Annotated in this window: 16 protein-coding genes and 1 tRNA gene; 4 read left to right on the forward strand and 13 right to left on the reverse strand. The window is 71.0% G+C overall.

The window, feature by feature from the left end; genetic code table 11:
* Positions 1–60: 60 nt before the first annotated feature.
* Positions 61–414, forward strand: a complete 354-nt coding sequence (locus ACFQ11_RS26740; protein WP_378303453.1) for a PaaI family thioesterase — start codon at positions 61–63, stop codon at positions 412–414.
* A gap of 271 nt (positions 415–685) precedes the next feature.
* On the opposite strand, the gene ACFQ11_RS26745 is transcribed toward ACFQ11_RS26740, so the two are convergent.
* From ACFQ11_RS26745 to ACFQ11_RS26770, 6 genes are all read right to left on the reverse strand, one after another.
* On the reverse strand, positions 686–1,540 hold the full coding sequence (locus tag ACFQ11_RS26745; RefSeq protein WP_449193606.1) for an ABC transporter ATP-binding protein: 855 nt from the start codon (positions 1,538–1,540) through the stop codon (positions 686–688).
* Positions 1,530–2,318, reverse strand: coding sequence for an ABC transporter ATP-binding protein (locus ACFQ11_RS26750; RefSeq protein ID WP_378303425.1), 789 nt, complete (start codon positions 2,316–2,318; stop codon positions 1,530–1,532). The genes ACFQ11_RS26745 and ACFQ11_RS26750 overlap by 11 nt, the downstream gene beginning before the upstream one ends.
* On the reverse strand, positions 2,318–3,466 hold the full coding sequence (locus ACFQ11_RS26755) for a branched-chain amino acid ABC transporter permease (protein WP_378303427.1): 1,149 nt from the start codon (positions 3,464–3,466) through the stop codon (positions 2,318–2,320). The genes ACFQ11_RS26750 and ACFQ11_RS26755 overlap by 1 nt, the downstream gene beginning before the upstream one ends.
* Entirely contained in the window at positions 3,463–4,428 is a 966-nt protein-coding gene (locus ACFQ11_RS26760; RefSeq protein WP_378303429.1) for a branched-chain amino acid ABC transporter permease, read from the reverse strand. The genes ACFQ11_RS26755 and ACFQ11_RS26760 overlap by 4 nt, the downstream gene beginning before the upstream one ends.
* A 93-nt stretch (positions 4,429–4,521) precedes the next feature.
* Entirely contained in the window at positions 4,522–5,694 is a 1,173-nt protein-coding gene (locus tag ACFQ11_RS26765) for a branched-chain amino acid ABC transporter substrate-binding protein (protein ID WP_378303431.1), read from the reverse strand.
* Positions 5,695–5,989: 295 nt separating this feature from the next.
* On the reverse strand, positions 5,990–6,616 hold the full coding sequence (locus tag ACFQ11_RS26770; protein ID WP_378303433.1) for an ANTAR domain-containing response regulator: 627 nt from the start codon (positions 6,614–6,616) through the stop codon (positions 5,990–5,992).
* Positions 6,617–6,681: 65 nt separating this feature from the next.
* Between ACFQ11_RS26770 and ACFQ11_RS26775 the strand changes: the two genes are divergently transcribed.
* A tRNA-Leu gene (locus ACFQ11_RS26775) sits at positions 6,682–6,764 on the forward strand.
* A 281-nt stretch (positions 6,765–7,045) separates the two neighbouring features.
* On the forward strand, positions 7,046–7,831 hold the full coding sequence (locus ACFQ11_RS26780) for a helix-turn-helix domain-containing protein (RefSeq protein ID WP_378303435.1): 786 nt from the start codon (positions 7,046–7,048) through the stop codon (positions 7,829–7,831).
* Positions 7,832–7,907: 76 nt separating this feature from the next.
* On the opposite strand, the gene pyk is transcribed toward ACFQ11_RS26780, so the two are convergent.
* Together pyk and ACFQ11_RS26790 are read right to left on the reverse strand one after the other, a co-directional pair.
* The gene (gene pyk, locus ACFQ11_RS26785) at positions 7,908–9,338 is read right to left on the reverse strand and encodes a pyruvate kinase (RefSeq protein ID WP_378303437.1); all 1,431 of its coding nucleotides are present in this window, start codon (positions 9,336–9,338) and stop codon (positions 7,908–7,910) included.
* An 88-nt stretch (positions 9,339–9,426) separates the two neighbouring features.
* Positions 9,427–9,987: a type 1 glutamine amidotransferase domain-containing protein gene (locus tag ACFQ11_RS26790; protein ID WP_378303439.1), complete on the reverse strand. Its 561-nt coding sequence runs from the start codon at positions 9,985–9,987 to the stop codon at positions 9,427–9,429.
* Between the two features lie 56 nt (positions 9,988–10,043).
* On the opposite strand from ACFQ11_RS26790, the gene ACFQ11_RS26795 reads away from it, so the two are divergent.
* Positions 10,044–10,760, forward strand: coding sequence for a DUF6597 domain-containing transcriptional factor (locus ACFQ11_RS26795; RefSeq protein ID WP_378303441.1), 717 nt, complete (start codon positions 10,044–10,046; stop codon positions 10,758–10,760).
* Positions 10,761–10,770: 10 nt separating this feature from the next.
* Here the strand turns inward: ACFQ11_RS26795 and ACFQ11_RS26800 are convergent, their stop codons facing one another.
* The 5 genes from ACFQ11_RS26800 to ACFQ11_RS26820 all read right to left on the reverse strand — a co-directional run.
* Positions 10,771–11,628 (reverse strand): hypothetical protein, encoded by an 858-nt coding sequence (locus tag ACFQ11_RS26800; protein ID WP_378303443.1) that lies wholly within the window; start codon positions 11,626–11,628, stop codon positions 10,771–10,773.
* 75 nt (positions 11,629–11,703) lie between these two features.
* Positions 11,704–13,653 (reverse strand): M48 family metalloprotease, encoded by a 1,950-nt coding sequence (locus tag ACFQ11_RS26805; protein ID WP_378303445.1) that lies wholly within the window; start codon positions 13,651–13,653, stop codon positions 11,704–11,706.
* A gap of 228 nt (positions 13,654–13,881) precedes the next feature.
* Positions 13,882–15,348, reverse strand: a complete 1,467-nt coding sequence (locus ACFQ11_RS26810; protein WP_378303447.1) for a glutamate synthase subunit beta — start codon at positions 15,346–15,348, stop codon at positions 13,882–13,884.
* A 17-nt stretch (positions 15,349–15,365) separates the two neighbouring features.
* Positions 15,366–19,928 carry a glutamate synthase large subunit gene (gene gltB / locus ACFQ11_RS26815; protein WP_378303449.1) on the reverse strand — a complete coding sequence of 1,521 codons (4,563 nt, stop codon included), beginning with the start codon at positions 19,926–19,928 and terminating at the stop codon, positions 15,366–15,368.
* 401 nt (positions 19,929–20,329) lie between these two features.
* Positions 20,330–21,453: hypothetical protein (locus ACFQ11_RS26820; protein WP_378303451.1), on the reverse strand; the 1,124-nt coding region annotated here is incomplete at its 5' end.

The following is a 21,453-nucleotide window of genomic DNA, read 5'->3' on the forward strand; positions in this document are numbered from 1 at the left end:
CAGCTTGCCGGCCTCGACCCCCACGGCGCGCTCGACGCCCAGAACGATCTCGCCACCCAGATGGGCATCGAGTACATCGAGGCGACGGCCGAACGCGTCGTCGCCCGCATGCCCGTGAAGGGCAACACCCAGCCCTACGGCCTCCTGCACGGCGGCGCCTCCTGCGTCCTCGCCGAGTCCATCGGCTCCGTCGGCTCCGCCATCCACGCCGGCCCCGGCCGCATCGCCGTCGGCATCGAGATCAACGCCACCCACCACCGGTCCGCGACCGACGGGCACGTCACCGGCGTCGCGACCCGCGCCCACGGCGGCCGCACCCTCGCCACCTACGACATCGTCATCACCGACGAGCAGGACCGCCGCGTCTGCACGGCACGCCTGACCTGCATGCTGCGCGACGCCCCCGGCTCCTGACCCGGACGCCCGCGTTCTTCGCCGGACCCTCTTCACCGGACCTTTTCACCGGACCTTTGCGGCGGGACGCCGCACCTCTGTACCGTGGCTCGGAACGGCCCGGGATCGCCGAGTAGACAACGTACGCGCCGGGGAAGGCCCGTACGGCCCCAAAGGCGATCCCGGGTCAACGTCCGTCCGGACGGGCGCACGCGCGCCGGACGCGACACGCGGGCACGCGAACGCCCGCCGGGACCGGCTCGTCCGGTCCCGGCGGGCGTCCCGCGGCCGGTCAGTCCTCGGGCTTCTCGACCGGATCCTTCTCGGCCGAGCCCTTCCCGGCAGACCCCTTCTCGGCGGGCGACTCGGCGGACGCGTCCGCGCCCCCCGCCGCCCCGGGCTCCGCCGGCGCGTCCACGCCGCCGGCCGGTGCCGCCTCGCCCAGGTCACCGCCCAGGTACGCCGCACGGACCTGCGGGTCGTCCAGCAGATCCGCCGCCGCGGCCGTCTTCACGACCCGCCCCGTCTCCAGGACGTACGCGCGGTGCGCGATCTGCAGCGCCTGCTGGGCGTTCTGCTCCACCAGCAGCACCGTGGTGCCCCGCCGGTTGATCTCCTCGATGATCGAGAAGATCTGCTGCACCAGCATCGGCGCGAGCCCCATCGACGGCTCGTCCAGCAGCAGCACCTTGGGCTTCGCCATCAGCGCCCGGCCGATCGCCAGCATCTGCTGCTCGCCGCCCGACATCGTGCCGCCCACCTGCGACTTGCGCTCCGCCAGCCGGGGGAACAGCTCGTAGGCCTCCTTCAGCTCCTTCGACGGGTCGTCCCTGCGGGCGTACGCGCCCATCAGCAGGTTCTCCTCCACCGTCATGCCGGGGAAGATCCCCCGGCCCTCCGGCGCCTGCCCGATGCCCACCAGCACCCGCTTGTGGCCCGGCATCCTGCTGATGTCGGTCCCGTCGAACCGGATCGCGCCCGACGACGGATCCCGCAGCCCCGACACCGTCTTCAGCGTCGTGGTCTTGCCCGCGCCGTTCGCGCCGATCAGCGTGACGATCTCACCCTGGTCGACCGACACGCTGATGCCCTTCAGCGCCGCGATCTTCCCGTAGTGGACGTGGATGTCATCGATCTCAAGAAGCATCGGCCGGAGCCCCCAGATACGCCTCAATGACCCGCGGGTCGTTCTGCACCTCGGCCGGCAGCCCGTCCGCGATCTTCTGACCGAAGTCCAGCACCGCCACCCGGTCGCTGATCCCCATCACCAGACCCATGTCGTGCTCGATCAGCAGCACGGTGACCCCGGTGTCGCGGATCTTGCGGATCAGCTCCTGCAGCGCCACCTTCTCCGCCGGGTTCATCCCGGCGGCCGGCTCGTCCAGCAGGAGCAGCTTCGGCTCCGTCGCCAGCGCCCGCGCGATCTCCAACCGCCGCTGGTCGCCGTACGGCAGGTTCTTCGCCAGCTCCCCGGCCCGGTGCGAGATCCCCACCAGCTCCAGCAGCTCGGCGGCCCGCACCCGGCCCTGCCGCTCCTCACGGCGATGCCACGGCAACCCGAGCGCCGCACCGACGAAACCCGTCCGGTGATGCGCGTCCGTGCCGACCAGGACGTTCTCCACGGCCGTCATGTTGTGGAACAGCCGGACGTTCTGGAACGTGCGCGCCACGCCCAGCTTCGTCACCGTGAACCGCTTCTTGCCGTCGATCCGCTTCCCGTCGAACACCACCGCGCCCTCGGACGGCCGGTACACGCCGGTGGTCACGTTGAACACCGTCGTCTTGCCCGCACCGTTCGGCCCGATGAGCGCGAAGATCTCGCCCTTGCGGATCTCGATGTCGACCTTGTTCAAGGCCACGACGCCACCGAACCGCATGACGACGTCCTGCAGCCTCAGCAACGCCGAACCCGTGTCCGCGCCCATCACTTGCTCACCTCCGCCGCGGCCCCGGCCTGCTCCTCGCCGACCTCGGCGCCCATATGGCCCATGCCGCCACCGCCTTCGGCCAGCTCCGCCTTCCGCTGCCGGGACGGCCACAGCCCCTCCGGCCGGAAGATCATCATGAGCACCAGGACGGCACCGAAGATCAGCATCCGGTAGTCCTCCAGGAACCGGAACCGCTCCGGCAGCCACGCCACCATGAACGCCCCCAGCATCGCGCCCGGGATACTGCCCGAACCGCCCAGGACCACCGCCGCCAGCACCAGCGCCGACACCATGAACTCGAAGTTCGTCGGCAGGATCGACGTCTGCTTCGCCGCGAACACCACGCCGCCGCTGCCGCCGATCGCCGCACCGATCACGAACGCCGCCAGCTTGAAGCGGAACGTCGGCACGCCCATCAGCTCGGCCGCGTCCTCGTCCTCCCGGATCGACGTCCACGCCCGGCCGACCCGCGACTTCTCCAGCCGCCTGACGAAGATGATCGCCAGGACGATGAAGAACACGAGCATGTAGTAGTACGGCCGCGAGTCCAAGATCCCGTAAGTGAACGGCTGCACGCCGAAGATCTCCCACTCCGACAACGTCGGAGGATGCGGGATCCCCTGCACGCCGCGAGGACCGTTCACGTAATCGCTGTTGTTCGCCGTCCGCTTGACGATCTCACCGAACCCCAGCGTCACGATCGCCAGGTAGTCGCCCCGCAGCCGCAGCGTCGGCGCCCCGAGAATGATCCCCGACGCCCCCGCGAACACGATCGCCAGCGCCAGGGTCTCCCAGAAACTCCAGTCGTACTTCACCGCGAAGATCGCGATGGTGTACCCGCCGACCGCGTAGAACGCCACATACCCCAGGTCCAGCAGACCCGCCATGCCGACCACGACGTTCAGGCCGATCGCCAGCAGCACGTAGATCGCGATCTGGTCGCTGAGCATCGACGCCCAGTCCGCACCGCTCGGCGCCATGAAACTGCCGATCGCCTGATGCGGCAACAAGATCGCGCCGACGATCAGCAGGACGTACACGCCCCAGCGCTGCCACCCGGCGGCACCCGCCCACCAGTCGCGCAGCGGATCCAGGGACAGGCCGCCGCCGATGCTCTTCGAGGGAAGCTTCTTCGTCATGTTCATGCGCGCGCCCGCTGCAGAGACTCACCGAGAATGCCGGTGGGACGGAACATCAGAATCAGGATCAGCAGCGTGAACGCCACCACGTCCCGCCACTCCGAACCGAAGATGCTCGAGCCGTACATCTCCAGCAACCCCAGCACGAACCCGCCGACCAGCGCGCCCCGGATGTTCCCGATACCACCGAGAACCGCCGCCGTGAACGCCTTGATGCCCAGCAGGAAGCCCACGAAGTACTCCGTCTGCTCGAACCGCAGGAAGTACAACGCGGCCGCCACGCCCGCCATCACGCCGCCCACCACGAACGTCACCGACACCACCCGGTCGATGTTCACGCCCATCAGCACCGCGGTCTCCGGATCCTGCGCCGTCGAACGGATCCCCCGCCCCAGCCGCGTCCGGTTCACGAACTGATCCAGCGCCACCATCATCAGCACCGCGCCGAAGAAGATGATCAGCGCCACGTTCGTGATCTCGACGGGACCGATCGAGATCACCGTCGTCATCTCCCGGAAATGCTCGCTGACCGGAAGCTTGCCGCCCTCCTTCGAGGTCCCGAAGATCAACGGCACCAGCACCGTCGCGAACAACTGCTGGATGAAGATCGACGCGCCGATCGCGGAGATCAACGCCGCCAGCCGCGACGCCCCCCGTTTACGCAACGGCCGGTACGCCACCACCTCCAGCAGCATCGCGCCGCCGCCGGCCACCGCACCGGCCACCACCGCGCACAGTGCCACCACGCCGATCAGCGCGATCCCGTTCAGGTCCGAGACGCCGAGCCCCCGCACCGTCCACAGGGCCGCGAACGTCCCCGCCATGAAGATGTCGGCATGAGCAAAGTTGATCAGCCGGAGCACGCCGTAGACCATCGTGTAGCCGAGCGCCAGGAGAGCATAGATCGCCCCCAGCGACAGCCCGTCGATGGTCGACGGCCAAAATTGATTGATGAAGTCGTCGAGCACCTTTGGTCGCCCTTTGTGAAAAGGAGCGGGAGCGCTGTAGCGCTCCCGCTCCCGCGCCATCAGGGAGGTCGGTCGAACGGCGTGGGTAACGCCCTACGAGACCTTCGCTTCGTTCGCGTTGCCGAGGAGCTTGATCGCCTTGCCCTGCACCTCGTAGATGAAGATGTCCTGCGCGGCCAGCTCACCGTTCTCGTCGAACTTGATCGGCTTGCCGACCCCGTCGAAGCTCACCGTCTTCAGGAACTCGTTGATCTCCTCCGGCGTCGTCTTGCCGGCCTTCGCGGCCTCGATGAACGCCGTCGCCGCGTCGTAGCCCTCCGTCGAGTAGATCGCGACCTCGGAGCCGAACTTCGCCTGGTAGTCGTCCGCGAACTTCTTCGCGTTCGCGTTCGTCTTGCCGTCGGTGTCGATCAGGCAGCCGCAGCTCAGCAGCGCGCCCTGCGCGTTCTTCTCACCGGTGCCCGTGATGAGCTCACTCGCCAGCGACCCGTCGCCCGACATCATCCGGCCCTCGTAGCCGGCCTCCGCCAGCTGCTTGAACAGCCGCCCGGCCACCGCGTAGTAGCCGCCGAAGTACACCGCGTCGGGCTTGAACTCCATGATCTTGTTGATCGTCGACGAGTAGTCCGTCGCGTTGTCGTCCACCGCGTCGGTCTGCGTCGTCACACCCTTGCCCTTCACCGCGGACACGATCGCGTCCGCCAGGCCCTTGCCGTAGTCCTGGTTGTCGTGGACCGTGAAGACCTTCTTCGCCTGCATCGAGTCCGACAGGAACGTCGCCGCACCCGCGCTCTGCACCGCGTCGTCCGCGACCACCCGGTGCCAGTACTTCCAGCCCTTCTCCGCGAGCGTGATGCTCGTCGCCGACGGCGACACGCTCGGGATCTTCGCCTCCTCCAGGATCGGCCCCACGCTCTGGGACTCACCCGAGAAGGCCGGGCCGATCAGCCCGACGATCTTGTCCTGCTTCACCGCGCCCAGCGCCAGCGTCGTCGCCTGCTCCGGCTTCCCCTGGCTGTCATAGGTCTTCAGGTTGATCTTGACCTCGGGGTTGGTGGCGTTGTACTGCTCGATCGCCAGCTGCGCGCCCTGCTTGGGCGGGATCACCAGACCCGAGTTCTCCCCGGTCAGGTCTCCCATGAACCCGATCGTGATCGAGTCGCCGTCGCCCGAGCCGCCGCCGTCGTCGCCGCACGCCACGGCGCCGAGCGCGAGCACCGCGCTCATCGCCACCGCGCCGGCGACCCTCATCTTGTTGCGCCGCAAGGTGCCCAGCCTTTCCATCCGGATCCGGGAAGGGATCGGGTACGAGGTCATGACCCCGGGCGCGACATGTTCCCGTGGATGGGGAGATATCGGTCACTCGGGGACCAGCTATGTCGTACACCGAGGACCCGACACAGAACAGCACCCCCGGATAGAAGGGTTACTCGTTCGTTACTCCCCCGTGCTCATCCGGATCCGCGCGACCAACAGCGACGATTACGCACAGTGACGAATATGGCCGGTCCGGCGCACGCGCATTGGCCCTTGACAACGCGCCAAATAACGACGACAGGAGTCAGGACTCCGCGGACTCCCCGCCCGCACCGGCGACGACCGCCTCCGCGACGGCCCGCATCGTGAGCCGCCGGTCCATGGACGTCTTCTGGATCCACCGGAACGCCTCGGGCTCGGACCACCCGTGCGCCTCCTGCAGCAGCCCCTTCGCCCGATCGACGATCTTGCGCGTCTCCAGCCGGTCCTGCAGCCCCGCGACCTCCGCCTCGAGCGCCCGCATCTCGGTGTACCGGCTGACCGCCATCTCGATCGCCGGCGCCAGGTCCGTCTTCGCGAACGGCTTCACCAGGTACGCCATCGCGCCCGCGTCGGTGGCCCGCTGCACCAGCTCCCGCTGTGAGAACGCGGTGAGGATGACGACGGGCGCGATCCGCTCGGCCGAGATCCGCTCGGCCGCCGAGATACCGTCGAGCACCGGCATCTTGACGTCGAGGATCACGAGATCGGGCTTGAGGTCCGACGCGAGCCGGACGGCCGCCTCGCCGTCCCCGGCCTCGCCCACGACCTCGTAGCCGTCCTCGTGCAGCATCTCCTTGAGGTCCAGCCGGATCAGGGCCTCGTCTTCTGCGATCACAACTCGCCGAGCGCTCTCCGTCACGCGCACGAGACTACCGGGACGCGCTACCATGACACGTGCCGCCCCTCACCAAGGGGTCGCAAACCGGACAACAAGGGACATGTCCGGATAAAGATGCCGGAGTGGCGAAATGGCAGACGCTGATCCCTCAAAAGGATTTGTCCGAAAGGGCGTGTGGGTTCGAATCCCACCTCCGGCACATTCTTAAACCGCCTTTCTGTTGGAAGGCGGTTTCTTCGTTCACACGTCCGGCACCCGATGTCATCGGCCGCGCGGACGTGTCGGCGTGACACTCCCGGCCAGCTCAGCCACGATGCTCGACGGCGTGGCCGCCGTTCCGCAAAACTCACCACACGGTCGGTACCGACTTTGAAGCGGCACACCATCGATAAATGATCTTTACTTTCCTCGCCAATCGCCCGTTATCTATACATATGGTTACAGTTTAAAACTGTCAGTGGCGAGCGCAAGACTTGCCGCATGTATCCAGACGAGATCGTTCAGAAGGCACTGAAGCTCTCCCAGGAGGGCTGGACGGATCGTGAGGTGGCTCGTCGCTGCGGCGTCTCGATGGGCGCGGTTCAAAAGTGGCGCAGCGGGACGAGGCGGCGAAGTGCCGATCCAGCGGACCCGACCAGTGGAGGCATCCGCAGAAGAGACGCATGCCCGCGCTGCTCCGGCCTGGAACTCGATGAACGAAGTTACGCGTACCTACTCGGCCTCTACCTCGGCGACGGGCACATCGTCCACTGCCGGAAGGGGGTGTACCGCCTCGAGATCGCCTGCGCCGATGCATGGCCTGGTCTGATCGAGGAGGCCGCCAAGACGGTCGGTGCGGTAATGCCCATCTCGCGGGTAGGGCGCCGTCGACATCCAGGATGCAAGCTGGTGGGCTCATATTCGAAGCACTGGCCGTGCTTGTTCCCACAGCATGGGCCGGGGCGGAAGCACGAGCGGAAGATCGAGCTCGCTGATTGGCAACAGGAGATCGTCGACGTGTTCACCGAGGAGCTCGTTCGCGGGCTCGTCCATTCGGACGGCTGCCGCAGCATGAATCGGGTGCGGCGGACGGTCGGCGGTGAGGATCGGTGGTACGAGTACCCCCGGTACAACTTCACCAACGAGTCCATGGACATCCAGCGCATCTTCACTGACGCGCTCGATCGGCTCGGGATCGCGTGGCGGCAGATGAACCGTAAGAACGTGTCCGTGGCGCGGCGGGAGGCGGTGGCGCGGTTGGACGCGTTCGTGGGGCCGAAGTACTAGGTGGTTGGCCGGAGCGATCTCGAATCGAGACCGGGTGGTGATGTGCCGGGCGGCGCGGTGGCCGCCCGGCCGGAGTTCAGTGCTGGGCTCCGATGGCGTCGCCGATGATGTGGACGCGCAGGGAGTTGGTGGAGCCCGGGGTGCCGGGGGGCGAGCCGGCGACGACGACGACGCGGTCGCCCTTCTGTGCGCGGCCGAGTTCGAGCAGGGCCTGTTCGACCTGGCCGAACATGGCGTCGGTGTGGTCGACCTGGGGGACGATGAAGGTCTCGACTCCCCAGACGTGTGCGAGGCGTCCGCGGACGGCGGGGACCGAGGTGAACGCCAGCAGCGGGATGGGCGAGCGGTAGCGGGAGAGGCGGCGGGCCGTCTCGCCGGACATGGTGAAGGCGGCGAGGGCCTCGGCGCCGACGATGGCGCCGACCTCGGCGGCGGCGCGGGCGATGGCGCCGCCGACGGTCTCGGGCATGCGCTCGAGGGTGTGGGTGGCTTGGAGTGCGGCTTCCTCGGCGGTGCAGACGATGCGGCTCATCGTCTGGACGGATTCGATGGGGTACTGGCCGACGCTGGTCTCGCCGGAGAGCATGACGGCGTCGGCGCCTTCGAAGACGGCGTTGGCGACGTCGGAGGTCTCGGCGCGGGTGGGGCGGGGCGCGGAGATCATGGATTCGAGCATCTGGGTGGCGACGATGACCGGGCGGGCCTTCTCGCGGCAGAGCTCGATGGCGCGTTTCTGGACGATCGGGACCTGTTCGAGGGGGAGTTCGACGCCGAGGTCGCCGCGGGCGACCATGATGCCGTCGAAGGCGGCGACGATCTCGGGGAGGCGTTCGACGGCCTGGGGTTTCTCGATCTTGCCGATGAGGGGGACGCGGACGCCTTCTTCTTCCATGATCTGGTAGCAGATGTCGGCGTCGGCGGGGGTGCGGACGAAGGACAGGGCGACGAGGTCGACGCCGAGGCGCAGGGCCCAGCGGAGGTCTTCTTCGTCCTTGTCGGTGAGGGCGGGGACGCTGACGGGGACGCCGGGCAGGTTGAGGCCCTTGTTGTCGGAGACCATGCCGCCGACGGTGACGGTGGTGCGGACGCGGGGGCCGTCGACGTCGGTGACGCGGAGGGCGACGCGGCCGTCGTCGATGAGGACGGTGTCGCCGGCGGTGACGTCGCCGGGGAGGCCTTCGTAGGTGGTGGAGACCTCGCGGCGGGTGCCGGGGACGTCTTCGGTGGTGATGGTGAATTCGTCGCCGAGGGTGAGGCGGACGGGGCCGTCGGGGAATCGGCCGATGCGGATCTTGGGACCCTGGAGGTCCGCGAGGATGCCGACGCCGCGTCCGGTGGCGTCGGCGGCGGCCCTGATGCGGTGGTAGACGTCTTCGTGGGTGGCGTGGTCGCCGTGGCTCATGTTGAGCCGGGCGACGTCGATGCCGGCTTCCACGAGGGCGTTGATCTGCTCGGTGCTGGAGCAGGCGGGGCCGATGGTGCTGACTATTTTCGCTCGACGGGTCACGGTCACAACCGTACTTAGTTACTGGTGGGTACGGTTATTTCTGCAGGATGCGGTCCCCCAGGGTTCACCGATTGGTCTAGGACAAGGTCTAGACCACGGCCTTGAACGCGTCGACGGCCGCCTGGCAGAAGGCCTTGAGGTCGTCGGGCTTGCGGCTGGACACCAGTACGTTGGGTCCGCCTTCGCAGATCTTCACCTCTTCGTCGACCCAGGTGGCGCCGGCGTTGCGCAGGTCCGTCTGCAGGCTGGGCCAGGAGGTCATGGTACGCCCGCGGACGACGTCGGCTTCGATGAGCGTCCAGGGGCCGTGGCAGATGACGGCGACGGGCTTTCCGGCGTCGAAGAACGACTTGGCGAACTCGACGGCCTTCGGCTGCATGCGGAGGAAGTCGGGGTTGGCGACTCCTCCGGGCAGGACGAGGGCCTGGTAGTCGGTGTGGTCGGTGTCGTCGACGGTGGTGTGGACGGGGAAGGTGTCTCCCTTGTCGAGGTGGTTGAACGCCTGGATCTCGCCGGTCTGCGTGGAGACGAGCCGGGGCGTGCCGCCGGCCTGTTCGACGGCCGTCCAGGGTTCGGTCAGTTCGACCTGTTCGGTGCCTTCGGGGGCGCAGAGGAACGCGATCGTCGCGCCCTGCAGGTCGTTCGCCATGATGACCTCCGTTTTGTCGGGTTCTCCTTTCGCCGTGCCCGTCGGTGGGGGGTGGTATGCAGGATGTTGTGAACCCCACGGATTATCGGGAGACGCCGGCGCCAGGGGCGGCGGGGCTGGTGTGCGCGTGGTCGGCGTCGTTGCCGGACGGCGCCGAGCCGTTCGTCCAGCGGGTGGTGCCGGACGGGTGCGTGGACCTGATCTGGTGGGACGGGGAGATCATGGTGGCGGGTCCGGACACGGGGCCGATGCCGGCGGTGATGCGGCCGGGCGCTTCGATGGTGGGGGTGCGGTTCGGTCCGGGGGCGGCGCCGCCGGTGCTGGGGGTGCCGGGGGACGCGGTGCGGGACGCGCGGGTGCCGCTGCGGGAGCTGTGGGGCGGTGACGCGGACCGGCTCGCGGAGGCGGTGGCGTCGGCGGGGCGGCCGGAGCAGCGGCGGTCGGTGCTGGTGCGCGGGGTCGCCGGCCGGGCGGCGGGGCCGGTGGATCCGATGGTTCCGGTGGTGGTGTCGGGGCTGGCGCGGGGGCCGGTGAGGGCCGTGGCGGACGCGGTGGGGTTGAGCGAGCGGCAGTTGCGGCGGCGTTCGCTGGCGGCGTTCGGGTACGGGCCGAAGGTGTTGCAGCGGGTGCTGCGGTTCCAGCGGGGGGTGCGGCTGGCGCGGGCGGGGCGGGCGGCGGCGGAGGCGGCGTACGAGGCCGGGTTCGCCGATCAGGCGCATTTCGCGCACGAGGTGCGGGACCTGGCGGGTGCGCCGCTCCGCGACCTGCTCTAGGCGTCGGTCTCTAGGTGTCGAGGCGTCCGTACGCTCGCAGGAGGAGGAGCCGTTCGACGGTCTGGAGGCCGCGCCATTCGTGGCGGGTGACGGGGGTCCAGACGGGGAAGTCGATGTCCCAGCCGCCGTCGTCGTGCTGGGCGTCGGCGAGTGCGTCGAGTTCGGCGTCGATGGTGTGCGGGGGGTGGAGGCGGGCGCCGAGGCCGCCGGGGCGGGGCGCGAAGTCGAGGGCGGTGTGGTGGTCGCTCCGGACGGACGCGAGGGCGCCGCGGTGGCGGGTGAACGCGGCCTCGGCGCGGTCCCGGTCGGGGACGTGGTCGAGGAAGGTGAGGACGGCGAGGGCGTCGTAGGGGCCGAGTTCGGCGCCGGTCCGGTCGAGGCGGCGCCAGCAGAAGTCGGTGGCGGTCTGGAGCCAGGGGTGGTCGGCGCGGGCGCGGTGGAGGAGTCCGGCGAGGGTGGCGGTGGGGTTGATCGCGGCGGGCGGGTCGTCGGGGGTCTGCCACCAGGGGGCGCGGGGCGCGTCGCGGACGGTGGGCAGGACGAACGGCACTCCCCCGTCGGGGGTGGTGACGGTGGTGAGGTGGTCGGCGATGCGGGTGACGGCGGGGTCGTGGTCGGCGCCGGCCTCGTGGAGGATCTCGAGGGCGTGCTGGGCGGGGACGGGCTGGCTGGCGGTGCCGCGCAGGTCGGGTTCGAGGGCGTTGCCGTAGCCGCCGTCGGGGTTCTCGTAGGGGCGGAGGGCGGCGAGGACGGGTGCGGGCGCGCCGCCGCGGAAGTGGAGGGCGAAGCGGTGGCGGTCTATGACGCGGGCGTTGAGGAGCATGAATTGCCAGGCTCGTTCGATGTGTTCGCTGGTCAGGGTTCTCATGCGGCCACCGTACGGGGATGCGGGGGGCGGGGTCTTGCAGGAAACGGCCGTGCGCGGGTCGGTGTCCGTGGTGGTTCAGGTCTGCTTGTCGGAGGTCGTGAGCCGGGGGCCGAGGGCGGCTTTGAGTATTTCGCGGGCGTCGTGCGGGCGGGTGCAGGGCGGTAGTCCGGCGATGTGGAGGAGCCCGTCGCCGGGGGTGCCGTCCATGGCGGCCCGGTTCAGGAGCAGGCGCAGGGTCCACATGTTCGTCCCGGACCAGAAGGTGCCCTTGTGGACGGCGCCGGTTTCGAGGAGCCAGGTGTCGTGGCGGTGGAGGAGGTCGGCGGGCGGCAGGTTCAGTAGGTGCTGGACGCGTGCGCGGATCGGGAGTTCGGCGATCGCTTCGTCGGTCGCCTCCTGCTCGGAGATCGGGACGAAGAGGATGCCGGGTTCGAGGACGAGCGCGTCGTAGTGGCCGCCTTCGTCGTCCTGGAGTCCGTGGAGGACGCCGTACAGGGCGGTGCCGGCGCGTCCGGGCGGGGCGGGGCGGTGGTCGGGGTCGGCGCCCCAGGCGGTGAGCCGGTTCCGGAGTTCGGTGATCTGGCGGGTGAGGCGGTCCGGGTCGAGGGTCGCGGGGTCGAGGGTCGCGGGGACGAGGGCGTCGAGGTCGGTCTCCGTCCCGTCGGGTCCGTGGTAGCGGACGGGGCGGCCGGTCCAGGACGACCGGGCGGTGAGGTGCCCGGCGTCCTGGAGGGCGGAGGAGGTGAGCGCCCGGAGCCGGTCGAGCATCCGTTCGGCGCGCCGGTCGGCCGGGTCGGTGCCGCCGCCGCTGAGCTCGTCGGCGATCGCGGGGCCGTGTCCCTTCTCGATGTCGGTGAGGAGGGTGCCGAGCGTGGCGGGGGCGGTTCCGGTGACGCGTTCGGCGGCGGCGAGGAGCCGCAGGCCGTCCTCGGCGGTGTGCAGGGCGGCGAGGCGGGCGGCGAGTTCGTCCCAGTCGAGTCCGGCGGCGTCGCCGAACAGTGCGCGGTGGAAGCGGGCGCGGACGGCGGCGGCGTCGGTGAGCAGGTCGGTGGCGGGCCGGGCGTCGGGGCTCGCGGCGGCGGGTTCGGGGCAGCGGGCGATGGCGCGGAGGCGGTCGGCGAGGGTGGGGTGGGAGTCGTGCGGGTCGGTCCGCCCGGGGCGGGTGAGGATCTCGGCGAGTTCGTCCCGCCGGGACGGTTCGTCCAGGAGGGCCCGGAAGCCGCCGAGCACGTCGGCCGGGGCGAGTCCGTGGCGGGTCGCGGGGCCGACGTGGCGGTCGAGGAAGGCGGGCCAGGCGGCGGCGGTGGTGCGGACGGTGCGGAGCGCGGACGCGGCGGCGTCGCGGCCGGAGATCTCGACCATGAGGCGGTCGGCCTCGGTCTCCTGGGCGCGGCGCACGGCCCGCGAGACGCGGAGGTAGACCTCGGTGTAGCCGTCGAAGACCTTGCGGAGCGCGGTCGTCCAGGGGTCGTCGGAGTGCAGGGCCGCGGTGGTGTTCCGCAGTGCGGCGGCGCCGCGGTGGGTGAGGTGGCCGAGCAGGGTGTGGCGGCGGCTGTAGTGGCCGAGTTCGTGGGCGAGGACGGCGCGCAGTTCGGCGACGGTGAGGGTCTCCAGCAGCGGCATGCCGATGGTCATGTGGCGGCGTCCGGCGGTGAGGGCGAGGCCCCGGGTCTGCTCGGCGACCGCGGCGTTCGCCTCGGGGGTGAGCCGCAGGTCGTCGGGCGGGCGGGTGCCCGCCCGCCGCGCGATGGCGTCGATCTCGGCCCAGAGGGCCGGTTCGGCGGTGCGGTCCAGGGGCAGGCCGCCGGGCGGCTCGGGCCGGTACCGGACGGTCTTGATCAGGGCGGTGAGGACCGGGACGGCCAGCATGACCATGACCGCGGTGAACGGGACGGTGCCGTCGCGTCCGCCGTACCGGATCAGGAGGGCGACGGCGAGGGCCGTGCCGGCGAGCACGGCGAGGGCGATGACGTGGTGGCCGAGGAGCAGGGTCACGGCGATCATCGCGCGGAGGGTGGTCTTCACTCGTGTCTCATCGGGCCGGGTCCCGGGGTGCGGGACGTTTCGCGGGGGTGCCCGGGATCGTAGCCGTCCCGTCGGACGTTCGGGTGTCGGCGCGATGACGGCGCGATCGCGCACCGGGCGGGTTCCGGCGCGTCCGGCGGCGTCATGTGGGCTCTTGCGGTGCGGGGAAGGCCGCTCGGACGTGCGAAGGCCCCGGAGCCGGGCGGCTCCGGGGCCTCGCGGGGTCCGTCAGGCGATGGGACGGGCCGTGGGCGGGATCGGGTACGGCAGCGGCGACCCGCGGCCGGTGAGGTGCGCGTCGACGCCGTGCGCGGCGGCGCGGCCCTCGGCGATCGCCCAGACGATCAGGGACTGGCCGCGGCCCATGTCGCCCGCGGCGTAGACGCCGTCCACGGACGTCTTGTAGTCCTTGTCGCGGACGACGTTGCCGCGCTGGTCCAGTTCGACGCCGAGCTGCTCGAGGAGGCCCTCGCGCTGCGGGCCGAGGAAGCCCATGGCGAGGGTGACGAGCTGCGCGGGGATCTCGCGCTCGGTGCCCTCGACGGGCTTGAAGCCGGTCTCCGGCCCGCCCACCTCGACGATCTTGAGGGCGCGGACGTTGCCGTCCTCGTCTCCCAGGAACTCGGTGGTGGAGACGGCGTAGAGCCGTTCGCCGCCCCGGTCGGCGAGCTCCTCGTGGGCGCTCTCCATCTTGAACAGCATCGGGTAGGTCGGCCACGGCTGGGCGTCCGGGCGGGACTCCGGGGGCCGCGGCATGATCTCGAGCTGGGTGACGGACGCGGCGCCCTGCCGGATCGCGGTGCCGATGCAGTCGGCGCCGGTGTCGCCGCCGCCGATGACGACGACGTGCTTGCCCGCGGCGTCGATGGGCGACTCGGGGAAGTCGCCCTCCTGCACCTTGTTGGCGGGCGGCAGGTACTCCATGGCCTGGACGACGCCGCCGAGTTCGCGCCCGGGGATCGGCAGGTCCCGCCACGCGGTGGCGCCGCCGGCGAGGACGACGGCGTCGTGGGCGGCGCGCAGTTCGTCGGCGGTGACGTCGACGCCGATGTTGACGGACGTCCGGAACTCGGTGCCCTCGGCGCGCATCTGGGCGATGCGGCGGTCGACGTGCCGCTTCTCCATCTTGAACTCGGGGATGCCGTAGCGGAGCAGGCCGCCGACGCGGTCGGCGCGCTCGTAGACGGTGACGTCGTGCCCGGCGCGGGTGAGCTGCTGCGCGGCGGCGAGCCCGGCGGGGCCGGAACCGACGACCGCGACCTTCTTGCCGGTCTTGACGGCGGGCGGCTGCGGGCGGACCCAGCCCTCGGCGAAGGCGCGGTCGATGATCTCGACCTCGACCCGCTTGATGGTGACCGGGTCCTGGTTGATGCCGAGGACGCAGGCGCTCTCGCACGGGGCGGGGCAGAGCCTCCCGGTGAACTCCGGGAAGTTGTTGGTGGCGTGGAGCCGCTCGATCGCCTCGTGCCAGTCCTTGCGGTAGACGAGGTCGTTCCACTCGGGGATGAGGTTGCCGAGCGGGCAGCCCTGGTGGCAGAACGGGATGCCGCAGTCCATGCAGCGGCTCGCCTGCTTCTCGAGCCGGTCGGTGCCGAAGTCCTCGTAGACCTCCGACCAGCTCTTGATGCGGACGTCGACCGGGCGGCGCTTCGGGAGCTCCCGCGAAACGGTCAGGAAACCCTTCGGGTCGGCCATGTGGGAATCCCCCTCTCTCAGGCCTGGGCGGCGGCCATGACGGCCTCGTCGACGTCCCGGCCCTGCGCCTCGGCCTCGGCCATCGCGGTCAGGACGCGCCGGTAGTCGCGCGGCATGATCTTGGTGAAGCGGGTCGCGGCGGCGTCCCAGTCGTCCAGCAGGCGCCCGGCGAGCGCGGAGCCGGTCTCGGCGCGGTGCCGTTCGACGAGCCCGCGGACGAACGCGACGTCGTCGGCGTCCAGCGGTTCGAGGTCGACCATCTCGCCGTTGACCCGCTCGGGTACCAGGTCGAGCACGTAGGCGACGCCGCCCGACATGCCGGCCGCGAGGTTGCGTCCGGTGCCGCCGAGGATGACGGCGCGGCCGCCGGTCATGTACTCGCAGGCGTGGTCGCCGACGCCCTCGACGACGGCGGTGGCGCCGGAGTTGCGGACGCAGAACCGTTCGCCGACGACGCCCGCGGCGAACAGCTCGCCGGACGTCGCGCCGTACAGGATGACGTTGCCGCCGATGATCTGCTCCTCGGCGGTGAACGCCGCGTCCCGCGGGGGCCGCAGGGTGATGCGTCCGCCGGACAGGCCCTTGCCGACGTAGTCGTTGGCGTCGCCGACGAGCCGGAGGGTGACGCCGCGCGGCACGAACGCGCCGAACGAGTTGCCCGCCGAGCCGGTGAAGGTGACGTCGATGGTGTCGTCGGGCAGTCCGCCGCCGCCCCACTTGCGGGTGAGCTCGTGGCCGAGCATGGTCCCGACGGTGCGGTTGACGTTGCGGATCGGCAGGTCGAGGGTGACCTTGTCGCCGTAGGCGAGGGCGCCCTCGGCGAGCTGGATCAGCGTGTTGTCGAGGGCCTTCTCGAGCCCGTGGTCCTGCTCGCCGACGCACCGCAGCGCGTCCCCGTAGGGCGTCTCGGGCGCGTGCAGGATCGGGGCCAGGTCGAGGCCGGACGCCTTCCAGTGCTCGACGGCGTCGCGGGTGTCGAGCATCTCGACGTGCCCGATCGCCTCGTCCAGCGAGCGGAACCCGAGCGCGGCGAGGTACTCGCGGACCTCTTCGGCGACGAACTCGAAGAAGTTCACGACGAACTCGGGCTTGCCGGAGAACCGCTGCCGCAGCACCGGGTTCTGGGTGGCGACGCCGACGGGGCAGGTGTCGAGGTGGCAGACCCGCATCATGATGCAGCCCGACACGACCAGCGGCGCGGTCGCGAAGCCGTACTCCTCGGCGCCGAGGAGCGCGGCGACGACGACGTCGCGGCCGGTCTTCATCTGCCCGTCGGTCTGCACGACGATGCGGTCGCGCAGCCCGTTGAGCAGCAGCGTCTGCTGCGTCTCGGCGAGGCCGAGCTCCCACGGCGTCCCGGCGTGCTTGAGGGACGTCAGCGGGGACGCGCCGGTGCCGCCGTCGTGCCCGGAGATCAGGACGACGTCGGCGTGCGCCTTCGACACCCCGGCCGCGACCGTGCCGACGCCCATCTCGGCGACGAGCTTGACGTGCACCCGCGCGGACGGGTTCGCGTTCTTCAGGTCGTGGATGAGCTGGGCGAGGTCCTCGATCGAGTAGATGTCGTGGTGCGGCGGCGGCGAGATGAGGCCGACGCCGGGCGTGGAGTGCCGGGTCTTGGCGATCCACGGGTACACCTTGTGGCCGGGGAGCTGCCCGCCCTCGCCGGGCTTGGCGCCCTGCGCCATCTTGATCTGGATGTCGTCGGCGTTGGTGAGGTACTCGGAGGTGACGCCGAACCGGCCGGACGCGACCTGCTTGATGGCGCTGCGCCGCAGGTCGCCGTTCTCGTCCGGGGTGAACCGCGCCGGGTCCTCGCCGCCCTCGCCGGTGTTGGACTTGCCGCCGAGCCGGTTCATCGCGATCGCGAGGGTCTCGTGCGCCTCGGCGGAGATGGAGCCGTAGGACATCGCGCCGGTGGAGAACCGCTTGACGATCTCCGAGACGGGCTCGACCTCCTCGATCGGCACCGGCGGGCGCGCGCCCTCCTTGAGCTGGAACAGGCCGCGCAGCGTCATCAGCTCCTCGGCCTGCGAGTCGACCTTGGAGGTGTACTCCTTGAAGATCTCGTAGCGGCGGGTGCGGGTGGCGTGCTGCAGCTTGAACACCGTGTCCGGGCTGAACAGGTGCGGCTCGCCCTCGCGGCGCCACTGGTACTCGCCGCCGACCTCGAGGGTGCGGTGCGGGAGGTCGTTGCCGCCGGCCGGGTAGGCGCGGCGGTGCCGCTCGGCGACCTCGCGGGCCAGCACGTCGAAGCCGACGCCGCCGAGCCGGGAGACGGTGCCGGTGAAGCAGCGGTCGACGACCTCGGCGCCGAGCCCGATCGCCTCGAAGATCTGCGCGCCGGTGTAGGACGCGACCGTGGACACGCCCATCTTCGACATGACCTTCAGGACGCCCTTGCCGTACGCCTTGACGAGGTTGCGGACGGCCTGGCTCTCGGTGAGGCCGTCGCTCGCGATGACGCCGCCGCGGACGAGGTCCTCGACGGTCTCGATCGCGAGGTACGGGTTGATCGCGGACGCGCCGTACCCGATGAGCAGCGCCATGTGGTGGCACTCGCGGGCCTCGCCGGTCTCGATGACCAGGCCGACCTGCGTCCGGGTCTTCTCCCGGATCAGGTGGTGGTGGACCGAGCCGGTGAGCAGCAGCGCGGGGATCGCGGCGCGCGCGGAGTCGGCGCCGCGGTCGGACAGCACGATGATCCGCGCGCCCGCCCCGATGGCGCGGCTGACCTCGCCGTTGATCTCCTCCAGGCGGGCCTGCAGGGCCTCTCCCCCGCCGGCGACGTCGTAGAGGCCGTGGACGACGTGGGCCTGCAGGTGCGGCAGGGACCCCTCGTCGTCGATGTGGATGATCTTGGAGAGTTCGTCGTTGTCCAGGATCGGGGTGGGCAGCACGAGCCGGCGGCACGATTCCGGGCCGGGCTCCAGCAGGTTGCCCTCGGGGCCGAGCGTGGACTGCAGCGAGGTGACGAGCTCCTCGCGGATGGCGTCCAGCGGCGGGTTGGTGACCTGCGCGAACTGCTGCTTGAAGTAGTCGAACAGCAGGCGGGGACGCTCCGACAGCACCGCGATCGGGGTGTCGGTGCCCATCGACCCGATCGGCTCCGCGCCCGTCTTCGCCATCGGGCTGAGGATGATCCGCTGCTCTTCGAGGGTGTACCCGAAGGTCTGCTGCCGTTTGACGAGCGTGTCGTGCGTGGGGATCTCCCGCTCGCGGCGCGGCAGTTCCTCGAACCGCACGAGGCCCTCGTGGAGCCACTGCCCGTAGGGGTGCTCGGCCGCCAGCTCGGCCTTGACCTCGTCGTCCTCGACGATCCGGCCGGCGGCGGTGTCCACCAGGAAGATCTTCCCGGGCTGCAGGCGGCCCTTCCGGACGACCTTGCTCGCCGGGATGTCCAGGACGCCGGCCTCGCTCGCGAGGACCACGAGACCGTCGTCGGTGACCCAGTACCGGCCGGGGCGGAGCCCGTTGCGGTCCAGGACGGCGCCGACGACGGTGCCGTCGGAGAAGGTGACGCTCGCGGGCCCGTCCCACGCCTCCATGAGCGTGGAGTGGAACTCGTAGAAGGCCCGGCGGTCCGGGTCCATCTCGGTGTGGTTCTCCCACGCCTCCGGGATCATCATCAGGACGGCGTGCGGCAGCGACCGGCCGCCGAGGTGCAGCAGCTCCAGGCACTCGTCGAACGAGGCGGTGTCGGACGCCTCGATGTCGATCACCGGGTAGATGCGGGACAGGTCGCCGGGGATCAGGTCGGACTTCAGCAGCGCCTCGCGGGCCCGCATCCAGTTCCGGTTCCCCTTGACCGTGTTGATCTCGCCGTTGTGGGCGATGAACCGGAACGGGTGCGCCAGCTCCCACGCCGGGAACGTGTTGGTGGAGAACCGCGAGTGCACGAGCGCGATCGCGCTGGTGAACCGGCGGTCCGACAGGTCGGGGAAGAACGGCTCCAGCTGCGGGGTCGTCAGCATCCCCTTGTAGACGATCGTCCGGCTGGACAGGCTCGGGAAGTAGACGCGGACGTCCTGCTCGGCGCGCTCGCGCATGCAGAACACCACGCGGTCCAGCTCGACGCCCGTCTTGCCGGCGTGCGGGCCGCCCTCGGCGGCGCGCACGAACAGCTGCGCGAAGTGCGGCATGGCGCGGCGCGCGGCGGGCCCGGCGAACTCGGGGTCGGTCGGCAGTTCGCGCCAGCCGAGGACGGTCAGCCCCTCCTCGGCGCACAGCGTCTCCACGTGGGCGACCACGGCGGCCCGCTCGTCGGCGTCGGCCGGCAGGAACGCGATGCCGGCGGCGTAGGCGCCGGCATCGGGCAGCGGGAAACCGCACACCTGGCGGAAGAACGCGTCCGGGATCTGCAGCATGATGCCCACGCCGTCGCCGTCGTCCGGCTCGGCGCCCACGGCGCCGCGGTGGTCCAGGTTCTTCAGGACGGTCAGGGCGTTCTGAACGATGTCGTGGCTTCCGCGGCCGTGCAGATCCGCCACCATTCCGACACCGCAGGCGTCGTGCTCGTTGGCCGGGTCGTAGAGACCCTGGTGGCGGGGGCGGCCCGGTGTGAGGGCAGCAGCAGCCATCAACCCTCCCGTCGTCGTCGTGTCACTGCGTCTTAGGTCAGTGCAAGCCGGGACGACGTTGGCCCTGCTGCGGTGAGATGACATTACATCACTGCCGGGATCATGCCCGACTGTGGCGGATCGCGAAACTTCTCAGCGCGGATCGGCACGCGACATCTCACTGGTTTAGACCAGATTACCGGCTCCCACCGGGCCGGACGTTCCGCGCGGCCGGGTGAGGATCATCACCGGAACACGACGTTTGAACCCCGATCGAACCCCGATCGAACCCCGATCGCGCCGGTTCCAACCGCCGTGCGGGCCGGTTTCATTCCGGCCGGCGCCGGTTCCGCGGACGGCCGGCGACGCGGACGGCCGGCGGCGCGGCCGGGCGGGCGCACCGGCGGCGGACGGCGGCGCGGTCAGTCGGAGGCGGCGGCCGCGCGGGACAGGACGCCCGGGGCCTTCCCGCCCTCGATCAGCATCGACAGCAGGGTCTCGTCCGACGCGTCGCCCTTCCCGTCCAGGCGCGCCGCCCACGACACCACCGCGAAGTGGCCCTGCGCGAGGCCCCGCGCCATGCCGAACCCGCTGCCGAACTCAGCCGCGGGCCCCTCGGCCGGAAGCGGCCGGACGAACCCGCCGCCGCGCACCTCGCCGAGCGTCGCGACGAACCGGTCGGCGTCCGCCGCCGACGCCAGGTTGAACACCGCGACGGCCATGCCGTACCCGCCGTCGGCGTCGGCGTACAGGCCGCGGACGGCCTGGCTGCAGCCGCCCCGGCGCAGATCGGCGGCCACGCTCGCGCCCCACACGGCGGCGGCGCAGTCGCCGTCCAGCTTCTTCTCCGCCAGCTCCAGCTCGACCTCGGTGCCCGGGACGGGCACGGACCGCGCGTCCTTCGGGAACGCCTCCTCGAGCGTCAGCGGCGTCGCGTCCGCCTGCCGGGTCTCGATCCCCGCGTACGCGTCCGACGACGGCGAACTCGAGTACGACGTCGGCGACAGGCCCGTCTCCGCCGCGTCGCCCACCGGCGGGAGCGCCGCGCCGCGGGCGTCGGCGCCGCCGGCTCCGCCCGCGACCGCCAGCGCCCCGAACCCGAGGAGGACGACGGCGGCCAGCGCCCCGGCGGCGGCGAAGTAGGCCTTCGGCCCGAGCTCGGCGAGGCCCTGCGTGACGAGGCGCCGGACGTCCGCCGGGCGCCCGTCCGGACCGGAAACCCGCCCGCCCCCGCGCCGCTTCGTGCTCTTGGGCCCCTTGGGTCCCCTGGGGCCCTTGGCCGCCTTCCCGGCCCCGGGATTCTCCGCGCTTCCCTTGCCCTTCCGGGGCCTGCCCGCCCCGGCTCCGGGACGCCCGGCGGCGGGCCCGCCGCCGCGTCGCGGCGCGGCCGCGTGCGGCTCCTCCGGACGCGGGCCCTGCCAGGGGGAACCGTGGCCCGGATGCCCCGGGCCGTGCCCGGGGTGGACGTGGCCCTGGTCGGCGTGACCGGAATCCGGGTACGGGACCGGCCGCGGCCCGGGGCCGGGACGGCCGCCGCGCGCCGGGC

The sequence above is a fragment of the Actinomadura sediminis genome, assembly GCF_042675525.1.
Lineage (GTDB): Bacteria > Actinomycetota > Actinomycetes > Streptosporangiales > Streptosporangiaceae > Spirillospora > Spirillospora sediminis.